Annotated in this window: 13 protein-coding genes; 2 read left to right on the top strand and 11 right to left on the bottom strand. The window is 71.5% G+C overall.

The window, feature by feature from the left end:
* From HW578_RS14110 to def, 3 genes are all read right to left on the bottom strand, one after another.
* On the bottom strand, positions 1 to 467 hold a 467-nt coding region (locus tag HW578_RS14110), incomplete at its 3' end, for a hypothetical protein (RefSeq protein WP_198371185.1).
* Between the two features lie 179 nt (positions 468 to 646).
* Complete coding sequence (locus HW578_RS14105; protein ID WP_198371184.1) at positions 647 to 1249, bottom strand: COQ9 family protein; 603 nt, start codon at positions 1247 to 1249, stop codon at positions 647 to 649.
* Positions 1246 to 1767 (bottom strand): peptide deformylase, encoded by a 522-nt coding sequence (gene def, locus HW578_RS14100; RefSeq protein WP_198371183.1) that lies wholly within the window; start codon positions 1765 to 1767, stop codon positions 1246 to 1248. The genes HW578_RS14105 and def overlap by 4 nt, the downstream gene beginning before the upstream one ends.
* A gap of 174 nt (positions 1768 to 1941) precedes the next feature.
* Between def and rpsU the strand changes: the two genes are divergently transcribed.
* Positions 1942 to 2145 carry a 30S ribosomal protein S21 gene (rpsU, locus tag HW578_RS14095; protein ID WP_007006360.1) on the top strand — a complete coding sequence of 68 codons (204 nt, stop codon included), beginning with the start codon at positions 1942 to 1944 and terminating at the stop codon, positions 2143 to 2145.
* A gap of 300 nt (positions 2146 to 2445) precedes the next feature.
* Here the strand turns inward: rpsU and HW578_RS14090 are convergent, their stop codons facing one another.
* The 8 genes from HW578_RS14090 to HW578_RS14055 form a co-directional block, all read right to left on the bottom strand.
* Positions 2446 to 3231 carry a sulfite exporter TauE/SafE family protein gene (locus HW578_RS14090; protein WP_369407897.1) on the bottom strand — a complete coding sequence of 262 codons (786 nt, stop codon included), beginning with the start codon at positions 3229 to 3231 and terminating at the stop codon, positions 2446 to 2448.
* A 198-nt stretch (positions 3232 to 3429) separates the two neighbouring features.
* Positions 3430 to 4836 carry an NAD(P)(+) transhydrogenase (Re/Si-specific) subunit beta gene (locus HW578_RS14085; protein WP_198371182.1) on the bottom strand — a complete coding sequence of 469 codons (1407 nt, stop codon included), beginning with the start codon at positions 4834 to 4836 and terminating at the stop codon, positions 3430 to 3432.
* Between the two features lie 4 nt (positions 4837 to 4840).
* Complete coding sequence (locus tag HW578_RS14080) at positions 4841 to 5236, bottom strand: NAD(P) transhydrogenase subunit alpha (RefSeq protein WP_198371181.1); 396 nt, start codon at positions 5234 to 5236, stop codon at positions 4841 to 4843.
* Between the two features lie 13 nt (positions 5237 to 5249).
* Positions 5250 to 6371 carry a Re/Si-specific NAD(P)(+) transhydrogenase subunit alpha gene (locus HW578_RS14075; RefSeq protein ID WP_198371180.1) on the bottom strand — a complete coding sequence of 374 codons (1122 nt, stop codon included), beginning with the start codon at positions 6369 to 6371 and terminating at the stop codon, positions 5250 to 5252.
* Positions 6372 to 6542: 171 nt separating this feature from the next.
* Positions 6543 to 7508, bottom strand: coding sequence for a Bug family tripartite tricarboxylate transporter substrate binding protein (locus HW578_RS14070; RefSeq protein ID WP_198371179.1), 966 nt, complete (start codon positions 7506 to 7508; stop codon positions 6543 to 6545).
* Between the two features lie 64 nt (positions 7509 to 7572).
* Positions 7573 to 8763 (bottom strand): FAD-dependent oxidoreductase, encoded by a 1191-nt coding sequence (locus HW578_RS14065; protein WP_198371178.1) that lies wholly within the window; start codon positions 8761 to 8763, stop codon positions 7573 to 7575.
* Between the two features lie 99 nt (positions 8764 to 8862).
* Entirely contained in the window at positions 8863 to 10242 is a 1380-nt protein-coding gene (locus HW578_RS14060; RefSeq protein ID WP_198371177.1) for an ABC1 kinase family protein, read from the bottom strand.
* Positions 10235 to 12070 (bottom strand): M3 family oligoendopeptidase, encoded by a 1836-nt coding sequence (locus tag HW578_RS14055; RefSeq protein ID WP_198371176.1) that lies wholly within the window; start codon positions 12068 to 12070, stop codon positions 10235 to 10237. Before HW578_RS14055 ends, HW578_RS14060 begins: the two co-directional genes overlap by 8 nt.
* Positions 12071 to 12146: 76 nt before the next feature.
* Between HW578_RS14055 and HW578_RS14050 the strand changes: the two genes are divergently transcribed.
* Complete coding sequence (locus HW578_RS14050; RefSeq protein ID WP_198371175.1) at positions 12147 to 13871, top strand: AMP-dependent synthetase/ligase; 1725 nt, start codon at positions 12147 to 12149, stop codon at positions 13869 to 13871.
* The last annotated feature ends 127 nt before the right edge of the window (positions 13872 to 13998 follow it).

Below are 13998 nucleotides of genomic sequence, written 5' to 3'. Positions count from 1 at the left end.
GGCCCCGCCCCCGCGCTCGCGGCGCAGTCGTCGCCATAGGTCTGCGGGATGTTCCGCTCGGCCGCGAGCTGTGGCAGCTGCGTCGCCGGGGTGGCAAGGACGCGCTGGAACAGCGGCTCGGCATCGCGGCAGAAGAAGGACCCGCTGCGGATCGCGTCCTCGGAATGCTCGTTCGCCATGGTGGTGTTGTAGACGTCGAGGCGCGTGCGCCCCTGCCCGCCATGGACGCGCGTGAAATGCGCCTGCGCGGCGCGGTCTGCGGCGCTCAGGTCCGAGCCGAAGCGACGGACGAACTGGTTGTAGCTCTCGCCCTTCTGGCACTGCAGGGCGCTGACCATCAGGTAGGACCGCAGGGCGCGCAGCTCGAACACGTTGCGCTCCTCGGGCCGCAGGCAGGTGTTCGCCAGCGCCGGCGCGGCGATGGCCATGCCGCAGAGCGCGGCGATGACGGTGCGGGTCTTGCTCATGGGCGCCAGGCGCTCCCTTCCGGATGGGCGTGACCACGCGCAGTCCCCGACTCGGGGTGCGGCGCGGGTCTCCTCTTCCGGGTCTTAACGCGCAGCCCGATCCGGGGGAACCGGAAAATTGTTTCAATCGACAGCGGAACCAAGGCCTTGCGGCTCGCCGTGAAGACGCCCCCGCAACGTCAGGCCGCCCGCGCCCGTCCGCAGCCGCGCCGCAACCGCCCGATCCGCGCCACCCCTGCGAGGCGCCGGTCCAGGAAGTCGAGCGTGGGGCCGATATCCTCCGATTCGTCGCGCAGCCAGAAGGCCAGCGTCGCGCCGTACACCGCGCTCAGGCTCAGCCGGCGCGTGTACCAGGAGAAATCGGCCGAACTGTCGCCTGCCGCGTACCAGATCGCATTCGCCGTCCGCGCCGCCGTGCGCAGCGCCGAGGACAGGTTCCAGGGCAGCGCCTGCACCGCCAGCGCCTGGCGCACCGCCTCGCGGTGCGGCCCCGCCTGGCGCAGACGCGTCGCGACCAATGTGCGGATGCGGTCCGGGATGCGCAGGCCCGACAGGTCGCCCGCGGCCTCGGCCATACGGCGATCGGCGAGGTCGAGCCAGGCCTCGATCGCGCTGGCCGGCCCGCGCGGGAACAGGAAGGTCGCCTCCTCCTCGGGCAGGCCGGCCTCGCGCAGCGCCGCGGCGATGGCGCGCGGCGTCCAGCCCATGGCGGGGATCAGCGGCAGCAGAGCCTCGATGACGGCGTCGCGCGTGGCGCGCTCGGCCTCGGGCAGGTCGGTCATGGTGCCTCCTTCGCGGCGCGCTCCGTGGCGGCGGCGCGGGCCAGTTCCTCGGTGAAGCCGAATTGCGACAGGTCCTCCATCCGCATCGGATAGAGCACCCCCTCCAGGTGGTCGTATTCGTGCTGCATGACGCGCGCCACCAGCCCCGCCGCCTCCCCTTCGACCGCCTGGCCGGCGATATCGAGGCCGCGGAAGCGGATGCGCGCGGGCCGGCGCACCGCCCCGCGCAGGCCGGGGATGGACAGGCAGCCCTCGAAGGCGGCCTCGCTCTCCTCGCCCACGGGTTCCAGCACCGGGTTGATCAGCGCCGCGACACCACCCGCCCCGGTGCGCCAGACGAACAGCCGCAATCCCACATGCACCTGCGGCGCGGCAAGGCCGATGCCGCCCGCATCCTCCATGGTCTCGGCCATGTCGGCGACCAGGCGGTGGATCTCCGGGTCGGTCGGGTCCTCGACCTCGGCGGCGCGGGCGAGCAGGATGGGGTGGCCCATGCGGGCGATCTTCAGGATGGCCATGGTGTCCGGGCGCTCGGGAGATGTGGCGCCACCTTCAATATAGGGCGCCGCGCCGCTTCGGGAGGGCTTCCGGCGCGCCGCGAATCCGTGCTAAGGCAACGCCCGATCGCACGGACCGGGCAACCGGCCGTGCTGCCTTGCCTTCCACATCCAACGCGCAGGAGGTTGCGCCGCGTGCAAGTCGTCGTTCGGGACAACAATATCGACCAGGCGCTCAAGGCCCTGAAGAAGAAGCTCCAGCGGGAAGGCGTTTTCCGCGAGATGAAGCTTCGCCGCCACTACGAGAAGCCCAGCGAGCGCCGTGCGCGCGAGGCCGCCGAGGCCGTCCGCCGCGCCCGCAAGGTCGAGCGCAAGCGCCTGGAGCGCGAGGGCTTCTGAGGAAGCCCGTCCGCGCCCCTGCGCGGACATCCCTGCCCCGCCCGCATGCGGAGCCGATCGCCGCGGCACGGACCCCGGGATCCGCGGCTTTCTGCTGGCCGGCGTCGTGGCCGGCGGAATCCCGCTTGAGCACGAGCTTGCGCGGCGGCCTATCCTGACGACGGCCGGCCCGCCGTGCCCGGGCCTGCCGATCGCCCCCCCCCTGCCGCGACCGCCCCCACGGCAGCAGGGCGACGCCGTTGCCTCCCGCCACCACGGCGCGCGGGCCATCGAGGACGCTGCCCGGGGCGCGCCGGCGTCTCAGCCGAACAGCCCGAACTCCCGCCCCAGCGCCGAGCCCGCCAGCAGCACGATCACCGTCCCCACCATACCCATCAGCGGCCGGGCCGGGATGTGGCGCGTCGCCAGGGCGGCGAGCGGCGCGGCCAGCGCGCCCCCCAGCACCAGCCCGGCCACCACGGGCCAGATGCCGATGCCGATGGTGGTGAGGAAGGCCGCGGTGGCCGCCGTGGTGACAAAGAACTCCGCCGCGTTGGACGACCCGATCGCGAGCTTCGGGTCGAGCCCGCGGCCGATCAGCGTCGAGGTCACCAGCGGTCCCCAGCCGCCGCCGCCGATGGCATCGAGAAAGCCGCCCGCGGCCCCCAGCGCCGCCGGGCGCAGCCCCCCGGGCAGGTTCCGCGCCGCCACGCCGAGCACAGCGCGGCGCAGCACCAGCAGCCCCATCGCCAGCAGGTACAGGCTGACCGCCGGCTTCAGCAGATGCATCGGCAGGCTGCCTGCCACCAGCGCGCCGGCCACGCCGCCCGCCACCCCCGGCAGCGCCAGCCGCCACATCAGCCGCGGCATGACATGCCCGAGCCGCCAATGCGCCAGGCCCGACAGGCCTGTGGTCGCGACCTCCGCCGCATGCACCCCGGCCGAGGCAACCGCCGGCGGCACCGCATGGGCCATCAGCACCGAGGTCGCCATCAGCCCGTAGGCCATGCCGATCGCGCCATCGACCAGCTGGGCGAGGAAGCCGATCGCGGCATAGAGCAGAATCTCGTCCAGGGGATGCCTCGCGCCAGGGGCGGGCGTCGGCACGCCCCGGTGGTATGGCGAGAGGGTCCCGCCGGCCCGGGGCGCAGGCGCCCGAGCACCCAGCATGCCGCAGAAGGAGATGCCGGAGGGCAAACGTGATCGCGAGGTGGGGGCCGCCACGGCAAAAGTCCGCCGGGGGCAGGATCGCCCTCGGCGGCCTCGGCCAGGATCAGGACCGGCGGGCGGTGCCCGCCGACCTCGCTAGCGCTGCAGCGCCTGCACGATCTCCTGCGTCACCTTCTTGGCGTCGCCGAAGAGCATCATCGTGTTCGGGCGGAAGAACAGCTCGTTTTCCACGCCCGCATAGCCCGAGGCCATGCCGCGCTTGATGAAGAACACCGTCTTGGCGCGCTCCACGTCCAGGATCGGCATGCCGTAGATGGCGGACGACTTGTCCGTCTTGGCAGCCGGGTTGGTCACGTCGTTGGCGCCGATCACGAAGGCCACGTCGGCATCGGCGAACTCGGGGTTGATCTCCTCGAGCTCGAAGACCTCGTCGTAGGGCACGTTCGCCTCGGCCAGCAGCACGTTCATGTGCCCGGGCATGCGGCCTGCCACCGGGTGGATCGCGTACTTGATCTCCACCCCTTCCTTCTTGAGCAGGTCGGCCATCTCGCGCAGCACCTGCTGCGCCTGCGCCACCGCCATGCCGTAGCCCGGCACCACGATGATCTTCTGCGCGTTCTTCATCATGTAGGCGGCGTCTTCCGGCGAGCCGGCCTTGACCGGCGGACGGTCGGCATCACCGCCGCCGGCACCCGCCACGCCGCCTTCCGAGCCGAACCCGCCCAGCAGCACGTTGATGATGCTGCGGTTCATGCCCTTGCACATGATGTAGGACAGGATCGCACCCGAGGCGCCGACCAGCGCGCCGGTCACGATCAGCAGCAGGTTGCCGATGGTGAAGCCGATGCCCGCCGCCGCCCAGCCGGAATAGCTGTTCAGCATGGACACCACGACCGGCATGTCCGCCCCGCCGATTGGGATGATCAGCAGGAAGCCGAGCGCGAAGGACAGGATCGCGATCGCCCAGAACAGGAAGTCCCAGCCGGTGATCACGAACAGCAGCACCAGCAGTGCCAGCACCCCGCCCAGGATGGCGTTGAGCTTGTGCTGGTTCTCGAAGGTGATGGGCGCGCCCGACATGCGCCCATCGAGCTTGAGGAAGGCGATGACCGAGCCCGAGAAGGTGATGGCGCCGATCGCAAGCCCCAGCGACATCTCGATCAGCGAGACCGCCTTGATGCTGCCGCGCACGCCGATGCCGAAGCTCTCGGGGCTGTAGAAGGCCGCCGCGGCCACGAAGACCGCCGCCATGCCGACCAGCGAGTGGAAGGCGGCCACCAGCTGCGGCAGCGACGTCATCTGGATGCGCTGCGCAACCACGGTGCCGATGCCGCCGCCGATGGCGAGGCCGGCGACGATCAGCATGAAGCCGCCGAAGTCGATGCCGCCCTTGAAGATGGTCGCGAAGATCGCGATGCCCATCCCGATCATGCCGTACAGGTTGCCCTGCCGGCTGGTCTCGGGGTGGCTCAGCCCGCGCAGCGCGAGGATGAAGAGGACCGACGCCGCGAGATAGGCGATGGTCGAGAGCGTGGTGCCCATGGCCTCAGCTCCCCTTCTTCTTGAACATGGCGAGCATGCGCCTGGTCACCATGAAGCCGCCGAAGATGTTCACCGCGGCCAGCGTGACGGCCAGGAAGCCGAAAACGCGCGCCGCACCGCTCTCGGCCATGCCGGCGGCGAGGATGGCGCCCACCACGATCACCGAGGAGATGGCGTTGGTGACACCCATCAGCGGCGAATGCAGCGCCGGGGTCACGTTCCACACCACGTGGTAGCCCACGAAGCAGGCCAGCAGGAAGATGGTCAGCAGATAGAGGAAGGGCGAGATGGCCTCGGCATGCGGGGCCGCGGCCTCGGCCATGCGGCGCGCCGTCTCGGCAAGCGCGGCGGCGCGTTCGGCGATGCCCTGCGCCTCGTTCGCGATCTGGGTCGGATTCATCGACAATGCCCCCTTACGACGCCGGCTGCATCAGCGGATGGACCACGGCACCGCTGCGGGTGAGCGTGACACCCTTCACGATCTCGTCGTCTTCCGGGAGCTTCGGGGCCTTGGCCTCCTTGTCCCAGAAGGTCGAGAGGAAGGTCAGCAGGTTGCGCGCATAGAGCGCGGAGGCCGCCGCCGGCAGCCGCCCGGGCCAGTTGGTGAAGCCCAGCACCTTCACGCCGTTCTCGGTCACGAACAGCTCGCCCGGCCTGGTCAGCGCGCAGTTGCCGCCGGCATCGGCCGCGATGTCCACGATCACGCTGCCCGGCTTCATGGCTTCCACCATGGCGGCGGTCACCAGGGTCGGCGCCTTGCGGCCCTGCACCAGCGCGGTGCAGACCACGACATCCTGCTTGGCGATATGCGCCGCCACCACCTCGGCCTGCTTGGCGTAGAACTCGGCGCTGAGCTGCTTGGCGTAGCCGCCCGCGGTCTGGGCGGCCTTGCTCTCCTCGTCCTCGTAGCCGACGAAGGACGCGCCGAGCGACTTGATCTCTTCCTTCGCCGCGGGGCGCACATCGGTCGCGGAGACGCGCCCGCCCAGGCGCCGCGCGGTGGCGATGGCCTGCAGCCCGGCCACGCCCGCACCCATGACGAAGACATTGGCCGCGGGCACGGTGCCTGCCGCCGTCATCATCATCGGGAAGCCACGGTCATAGGCGCCCGCCCCTTCGATGACGGCGCGATAGCCCGCGAGGTTCGCCTGGCTGGACAGCACGTCCATCGACTGCGCGCGGGTGATGCGCGGCAGCAATTCCATCGAGCAGGCATCCACCCCGGCCGCGGCATAGGCCGCCGCGGCGGACGAATCGGCGCCGAGCGTGCCCAGCAGCAGTGCGCCGCGCGGCAGCTCCGCCTCCGGCGCGCGCACCGCCAGCACGATGCCCGCACCGGCCAGCGCGGCCGCGGCATCGGCGGCGATGCTCGCCCCCGCCTCGGCATAGGCACTGTCGATGAAGCCGGACGCCAGGCCTGCGCCCGCCTCCACCGCCACATCGAGCCCCATGCCGACGTACTTCTTGACCGTCTCGGGCGTCGCGGCGACACGGGTTTCGCCCGCCCGCCGTTCCTTCAGGACCGCCACACGCATCCGGAGATACCCCCCACGCGCCAAATGAAGCGGCGCACCTACAAGCACGGCGCCGGACTGTCCAGCGCCCATGAATCACGCGCGGACCCTGGCATCGCAGGCCGCGCGGTCCCGTCATCACGGGACGGACGCGGAAATTTCAATATCCCCTGGCGCGATCCGCCGGCGCCGTCAGTCCAGCCGCAGGCCGGCAACCCGCACGAGTTCGGCCCATTGCGGGCCATCGCGCTCCATCGCCGCGCGGAACTCGGCCGGGGAGGAGCAGACGGGGACGGTGCCGAGGCGCTCCAGCGCCTGGCGGAACCCCGCCTCGGCGCAGGCCGCGCCCAGGATCGCCGCCATGCGCTCGATCGCCGCCGGCGGCGTTCCGGCGGGTGCCGCGATTCCGTTCCAGGTCTCGGCGCGGAAGCCCGGGAAGCCCTGCTCCTCGACCGTCGGGACGCCGGGCAGCGCCGCCATCCGGGCCCCGCCCGCGACCGCCAGAACGCGCACCGCGCCCCCGCCCTGGTGCGGGATGATGTCGGACGGATTGCCGAAATAGGCCGCGACATCGCCCGCCAGCAGCGCCTGCATGGCCGGGGCGCCGCCGCGATAGGGCACGTGCACCGCCTCGACTCCTGCACGCTGCAGCAGCAACGCCATCGCCAGGTGGTTCGAGGATCCGTTGCCGCCCGAGGCATAGGCGACGCGCCCCGGATTCTCGCGCAGATGCGCGATGAAGGCGGGCAGGGTCTCGATCCCGAGACGCGCGGAGACCGCGAGCACCTGCGGATTCGCCCCGATGATCGAGATCGGCGCGAAGTCGCGCGCAGCATCGTAGGGCACCCGCGCCAGCGCCGGCAGCATCACCATCTGCGACGCGCTCGCCGTGAGCAGCGTGTAGCCATCCGCCCGGCTGCGCGCCACCGCCTCGACGGCGACCGCGCCGCCGGCGCCGGTGCGGTTCTCCACCACCACCGGCTGGCCGAGCCGCGCGGCCAGGACATCGGCGCTGAGGCGCCCGATGCTGTCGGTCACGCCGCCCGGCGCGAAGGGCACCAGCAGGCGCAAAGGCCGCTCGGGCCAGGCCTGCGCGAGGGCGGCCGGCACCGGGCCAACGAGCATCAGGAGCATCAGGACGCCGAGGCGGAGGATCATGTGCGGGCTCCATCCAGGGTTCGGGTCGGGTCCGGCGCCACGCCGCAGGGCGAGGCCCCGCGCATCACGTGATCTCCGCCGCGCGGCGCAGGCTGCTGATCATCGACATGCCGAGCAGATGCGCGTGCGCCCGCGCCGGGTCGCCGGCCGCCTCGGCCATGCGGCGCCGGAAATCCGCCTGGTCCTCCGGCGTCGCCGCCTCGAGGTTCTTCTTGTTCATGATGGTCTGGCGCTGCACGTGCTCGACCGTCACGCCGCGCCGCTGGCGGTCATAGAGGTCGAGCAGCGTGTCCTCCGCCTCGCCGCGGATGACGCGCGCCAGCTTCTCCGCGAGGTTCACGGCATCATGGATGCCGCCATTGAGCCCCATGCCGCCGAGCGGGTTGTTGATATGCGCGGCGTCGCCCGCCAGCAGCAGCCGGCCGCGGCGGAAGGTCTCGGCGACGCGCTGATGCACGCGGTAGAGCGTGCGATGGCGCACCGGGTAATCGTCGCGGCCGGCGACGATGCGGGCGAAGCGCGCGCGACCGAAGGCCTCGGTCATCACCTCGTCGTCCGCCACCTCCGCCCGCACCGGGAACATGGCGCGCCAGAGGCCGGGCACGCGCAGCAGGAAGAACCACTCCTCCGGGTCCGCGTAGTAGGACACGTCGGCCAGACCCGGTATCAGCGTGGCGAAGTCGAAATCGGTGGACAGCACCAGGAAGCGCTCGGGCCAGGTGAAGCCCTCGAAGGCGATCCCGGCCGCCTTGCGCACCGCGCTGCGCGCGCCATCCGCGCCGATCAGCCAGCTGCCCGCGATGCGCGTGCCGTCCTCCAGCACCGCCTCCACGCCATCGCCATGGTCATGCGCATCCGCAACCGGGGCGTCGAAGCGGATGGCGAAGCACGGCTGCTCCCGCAGCAGGCCATGCAGGATGCGCGTCAGCTTGAACTGCTCGCACTGCAGGCGGTAGGGGTGGCGCGTCACGTCGGCGAGCAGCCCAAAGTCGAACTCGGCGATCAGCGCGTGATCCCGCGTACGGTATTGCACGCGCGGTCCGATCAAGCCCTGGCGGATCATCTCCGGCGCGGCGCCGAGGTCGTCCAGCATGTCGAGCGTGGGCGCGTGGAAGGTGGAGGCGCGCATCTCCTGCGAGATGCCCGGCCCGGCCTCCAGCACCTCGACAGGCACGCCTTCGCGCAGCAGCGCGGCGGCGGCCACGAGTCCCACCGGGCCGGCGCCGGCGATCAGGACGGGCTTGGTCTCGGGCATCGCGGCCACGGTCCATTCGAGCGGGGTGCGATCGCAAGACCACACCACCAGCCGAACCGCTTGCAAGACAAATGTCGGGCGCCTGGGCCCACCCTGGGGTCAGGCGGCCGGATGCGGGTCCGGCAGCCCCGCCTCGGCCAGCGCCGCCGCCTGCTTCTGCGCCAGCACCTGCGTGTCGAACCCCTGGATCAGCTCCTGGAACAGCTCGTGCCAGTTGAGCTTCGCGCCCAGCCGCAGGAACACAGACCCGAGCCCGATCGCCGCGCGGTCCATCAGCGGGAATTCGCGCGGCACGCGCACGCCGCCGGTCCGCTTCAGCCCCGCATGCACTTCCTCGGCGATGCGCCGCCCGTATTGCGGGTCGTCATTCACCTGGATCGGCCGCACGCGGTCATCCAGCAGCGGCTCGTAGAGGAACTTCGCCCAGATGTTCAGCACCTCGATCGTCTCGCGCTTGAGGTCCTTGAACCCCCAGACGCGGTACGCCTCGGCCGCCTTGTCGAAATCCCCGTCGCGGATCGCCTCGAACAGCATGATCACGCCGCCGATGAAGCTGGGCGGGAAGATCCGCACCACCCCGAAATCGAGCAGGTTGATCCCCCAGCCGCCATTCCCGGTGTCGTCCGATCGCACCTGGTAGTTGCCGAGGTGCGGGTCGCCATGGATCACGCCATAGCCGTACAGCGGCACGTACCAGGCGCGGAACAGGGCGCGCGCATAGGCGGCGCGTTCCTCCTCCGGCGGGTCCTCGTCGATGCGGGCCTGGATGGCGCGGCCATCGAGCCAGGTCATCGTCAGCAGGCGGCGCGTGCAGAGGTCATCCACCGGCACCGGCACGCGCACGCCCGGCACGTTCGCGAGCATCTTGCCGTACAGCTTCTGCTGCGCCGCCTCGCGCTTGTAGTCGAGCTCCTCGCGCAGCCGGTCGGAGAGCTCGACATAGGCCTCCTCGTTCTCGAGGGTGCTGTCCATGCGGCGGAAGATCGCGAGCGCGATCTTGAGCTGCCGCAGGTCGGCCTCCACCACGGACGCCATGTCGGGATACTGCAGCTTGCAGGCGACGCGCGTGCCGTCATGCAGCACGGCGCGATGCACCTGGCCGAGCGAGGCCGCCGCGGCCGCCTCGCGCTCGAAGGAGGCGAAGCGCCTCTCCCAGTCAGGCCCCAGCTCGCTGCCCATGCGCCGGCGCACGAAGGGCCAGCCCATGGGCGGCGCATTCGCCTGGAGCGTCGCCAGTTCCTTCGCGTATTCCGGCGGCAGCGCGTCCGGCACGGTCGAGAGGAACTGCGCCACCTTCATCATCGGGCCCTTCAGCCCGCCGAGCACGGCCTTCAGGTCCTCGGCATGCGCGGCCTTGTCGGACTTCACGCCGAAGATGCGCTGCCCCGCGAAGCGCGCGGCGATTCCACCCACCGCGCCCGAGGTGCGCAGCATGCGCCGCGCCTCCCCGAAGATGGTGCTGCCCTCGCGGTCAGCCATCGGCGCGTTCCAGCTCGTCGATGAAGCCCGCGATCACGTCGAGGCCCTTGGTCCAGAAGGCCGGGTCCGCCGCGTTCAGCCCGAAGGGTGCGAGCAGTTCCTTGTGCCGCTTCGTGCCCCCCGCGCGCAGCATGTCGAGGTACTTCGCCTCGAAGCCCGGCACGGCGCCGTCGCGATAGACGCCGTACAGCGCGTTCACCAGGCAATCCCCGAAGGCGTAGGCGTAGACATAGAAGGGCGAGTGCACGAAGTGCGGGATGTAGGACCAGTAGACCCCGTAATCCGGCGTGAACTCGAAGGCCGGGCCGAGGCTCTCCACCTGCACCTGCATCCACAGCTCGGCGATACGCTCGTGGCTGAGTTCGCCCTTGCGGCGCTCGTCATGCAGCAGCGTCTCGAAGCGGTAGAAGGCGATCTGGCGGACCACCGTGTTCAGCATGTCCTCGACCTTGCCGGCCAGCATGGCGCGGCGGCGGCGCGGGTCGGTCTCGGCGTCGAGCACGGCGCGGAAGGTCAGCATCTCCCCGAACACGCTCGCCGTCTCGGCCAGCGTCAGCGGCGTGGAGGACATCAGGTAGCCCTGCGCACCGGCCAGGACCTGGTGGACGCCGTGCCCCAGCTCATGCGCCAGCGTCATCACGTCGCGCGGCTTGCCGTGGTAGTTCAGCAGCAGGTACGGGTGCGCGCTCGGCACCGTCGGATGCGCGAAGGCCCCGCTCGCCTTGCCCGGCCGAAGGGCCGCGTCGATCCAGGGCTTGTCGAAGAAGCGCAAGCCGACCTGCGCGAGTTCCGGGCTGAAGGCGGCGTAGGAAGCGATCACGCGCTCCACCGCCTCGGGCCAGGGCACCAGGCGGTCATCCTCGTCCGGCAGGGGCGCGTTGCGGTCCCAGTGCTGCAGCTTGGGCAGGCCCAGCCACTTCGCCTTCATGCCGTAGTAGCGGTGCGACAGGCGCGGGAAGGACGCGCGCACGGCCGAGACCAGCGCGTCCACCACCTCGTCCTCGACCATGTTCGACCGGTTGCGGTAGGACCCCGGGCGCGGGTAGTGTCGCCAGCTGTCCTCGATCTCCTTGTCCTTCGCGAGCACGTTGGTGATGAGGCCGAACAGCCGCACCCGCTCGCCGAAGGCGGCCGAGACACCCTCGGCCGCCGCCGCGCGCACCGCGCGGTCGCGATCCGAGAGCCGGTTCAGCGCGGCCGAGACGGTCAGCTCCTCCGACCCCACCTTCACCTTCATGGTGGCGATGGTCTCGTCGAACAGCCGCACCCAGGCGGAGCGTCCCGCGACCTCCTTCTCGTGCAGCAGCTTCTCGGCCTCGTCGGAGAGCTGGTGCGGGCGGAACACGCGCAGGTCGCGCAGCCAGGGCCGCCAATGCGCGAGCGCCGCCGACCCGCCGATCTTGGCCTCGAGCGCCGCATCCTCGAGCCGATTGAGTTCCAGCGAGAAGAACAGCAGGTGGGAGGAGATGGTCGTCACCCTCTCCTGCATGGTCTGGTAGAAGCGGCCATTCGCCGCATCCTGCGCATCGCCGCTGAACACCAGCCCGGCATAGGAGGTGACGCGGCCGAGCCCCTCCCACATCGCCTCGTACTGGGCGATCGCCTGCGCCAGCGCATCGCCGCCCGTGGCGGCGAGCCTGCCGGACAGGCGCTGCTCGAAGGCGCGCGCCTCGCCCTCGATCCGGTCGAGATCGGCGGCGAGCCGCGGATCGTCCGGCGCGGCATAGAGGTCGGAGAGGTCCCACACGGGCAGCGCCGCGGGCGCGGCGGCGGCATCGAGGGGAGCGCGGAGCGGGGTCGGGAGCGGTGCTTTGGTCACGCAGCCCATATAGGCCAATCGAGGGCTTGGCCAAGCGTCGCCACCGCCGCACCATGCGAACAGGGTGCCGAACCGGGGGGAATGCATGCCGTACACGCCAGGCCGCTGGCCGACCTTGCCGGCCATGATGCTGACGCGCGCGGCGGAATGGGCCGACCGCCCGCTATTCCGCCACTGGCAGGGCGGCGCCTGGCGGTCGCTGACATGGGGCGAGTTCGCGGTCCAGGTCGCCTCGGTCGCCGCCTTCCTGCGCGGCCGCGGCGTGGGTCCCGGCGACCGCGTGCTGCTGGTCAGCGAGAACCGCCCGGAATTCCCCATCGCGGACACCGCCATCATGGCCGTGGGCGCCATCACGGTGCCGACCTACACCACCAATCTCGCCGCCGACCACGCGCATATCCTGCGCGATTCGGGGGCGCGCGTCGCCGTGGTCTCGACCCGCAAGCTGGCGGAGAAGGTGCTGGAAGGCGCGGCGCTCGCGGGCGGCCTCGACCTGCTGGTCTGCTGCGAGGACCCGCCGCAGGCCGCGGGCCTCGCCGGCCATGCCTGGGCCGAGGCGATCGCGACGCCGGGCGACCCCGCCGCGCTGGCCGCCGAGGCCGAGCAGGCCTCGCCCGAGGCGATCGCCTGCCTGATCTACACCTCGGGCACCGGCGGGCTGCCCAAGGGGGTCATGCTGCCCCACCGCGCGCTGCTCGCGAACCGCGACGGCGTCGCACCGCTCGCCCAGCGGCTCGGCCTGGCGGGCAAGCCCTACCTGTCGTTCCTGCCGCTGTCGCATTCCTACGAGCACACGGTGGGCGGCTTCCTGCTGCCCTCGCTGGGGATGGAGGTGGTCTATTCGCGCGGCGCCGACCGGCTCAGCCACGAGCTCGCCGAGATCCAGCCCGCCGTCATCACCGCCGTGCCGCGCCTGTTCGAGGTGCTGCGCGGGCGCATCCTGGCGGGCCTCGAGAAGGAGAAGCCCTGGAAGCGCGCGCTGTTCGAGCGCGCCGTCGCCCTCGGCCTGCGCAAGATGGACGGCCCGCCGCTCGGCCTCGTCGAACGCCTCCAGGATGCCCTGATGGACCGCCTGGTGCGGGAGAAGACCCGCGCGCGCTTCGGCGGGCGGCTGCAGGCCATGGTCTCGGGCGGCGCGCGGCTCGACCCCGACCTCTCGGGCTTCTTCCTCGCGCTCGGCCTGCCTGTCCTGCAGGGCTACGGCCAGACCGAGGCCGGCCCGGTGGTCAGCGTCAACCTGCCCTGGGACAACCGCCGCACCACCGTCGGCCCGCCGCTCAAGGGTGTGGATCTGCGCATCGCGGAGGATGGCGAGGTACTGATCCAGGGCGCCCTGGTCATGACCGGCTACTGGGGCAACGCCGAGGCCACCGCCGCCGCGCTCAAGCCCATCGCGGGCGCGCCGGGCGACTGGCTGCACACCGGCGATGTCGGCGTGATCGAGGATGGCCGCCTGCGCATCACCGACCGCAAGCGGGACTTCATCAAGACGCTGGGCGGCGACATGGTCAGTCCCGCGAAACTCGAAGCCCTGCTGATGGCCGAGCCCGAGATCCACCAGGCGCTCGTCGCCGGCGAGGGCAAGCCCGCGCTCGTCGCGCTGATCGTGCCCGCAGAGGGCATGGCCGAGAAGATCGGCGACGCCGTGCGCCGGGTGAATGCCCGCCTGCCCACCATCGAGCGCGTGCGCCACTACGCCGCCACCGAGCCCTTCACCATCGAGAACGGGCTGCTGACCCCGACCATGAAGGTGAAGCGGCGCGTCGCGATCGAGACGCGGCGGCACGAGATCGAGACGCTGTCAGGCTGAGCGCGCGCCGCGGCGGCACCGGGCGCCCGGCCCGATGCGCGCCGCGGGAAGGGCGCGGGGGCGGGGCGAGGCGGAGCACGTCGCGTGGCGGTCGGATCGGCGCCGTGCCGTCGCATGGCTGGACGCG

The sequence above is a fragment of the Roseomonas rosulenta genome (assembly GCF_016106005.1).
Lineage (GTDB): Bacteria > Pseudomonadota > Alphaproteobacteria > Acetobacterales > Acetobacteraceae > Neoroseomonas > Neoroseomonas rosulenta.
This window is presented reverse-complemented; position numbering and strand designations above follow the sequence as displayed.